Consider the following 611-nt stretch of genomic DNA (forward strand, 5'->3'; position numbering starts at 1 on the left):
GGAACCGCACGCACTCCCCATCAGCGATCATCGCGCCCGGGCGGGGGCCGAAGTCAACAGTGAGCCCGCAGACAGCGGGCAGCACACCTCCGAAAGGGTTCGCTCTTGCGCCAGCTCCTCCGCCGCCTCGCCGTGACCGCCCTCCTCGCCCCGGTCGCCGCCATCGGCGCCACGATGATCGCGTCCCCGGCCGAAGCCGCGCTGGCCTCCGAGCAGACCCTGCAGACCGAGATCAACCGCCTCGTCAACATCCAGCGCACCACCCACGGCTGCCCCACCCTCCAGGTCAGCGCCGCCCTCACCGCCGCCGCCCGCACCCACAGCGCCTGGATGGGCCAGACCGGCACGTTCTCCCACACCGGCCGCAACAACTCCAGCTTCACCACCCGCGCCAAGGCCGCCGGCTACCCCAAGCCCAGCGCCGAGAACATCGCCTGGGGCTACCGCACCGCCGGCGCCGTCGTCACCGGCTGGATGAACAGCCCCGGCCACCGCAAGAACATCCTCAACTGCCAGTCCAAGACCGTCGGCGTCGGCGTCGTCCACAACACCGCCGGCACCCCCTACTACACCCAGGACTTCGGCTACTGACCACAACGAACCAGGCCCCC

Annotated in this window: 1 protein-coding gene; it reads left to right on the forward strand. The window is 70.9% G+C overall.

The window, feature by feature from the left end; all coding sequences use genetic code 11:
- Window positions 1-105: 105 nt before the first annotated feature.
- The gene (locus tag Aut01nite_RS43105; RefSeq protein WP_239124648.1) at window positions 106-591 is read left to right on the forward strand and encodes a CAP domain-containing protein; all 486 of its coding nucleotides are present in this window, start codon (window positions 106-108) and stop codon (window positions 589-591) included.
- Window positions 592-611: the final 20 nt, after the last annotated feature.

It is taken from the genome of Actinoplanes utahensis (assembly GCF_016862455.1).
Taxonomy (GTDB): domain Bacteria; phylum Actinomycetota; class Actinomycetes; order Mycobacteriales; family Micromonosporaceae; genus Actinoplanes; species Actinoplanes utahensis.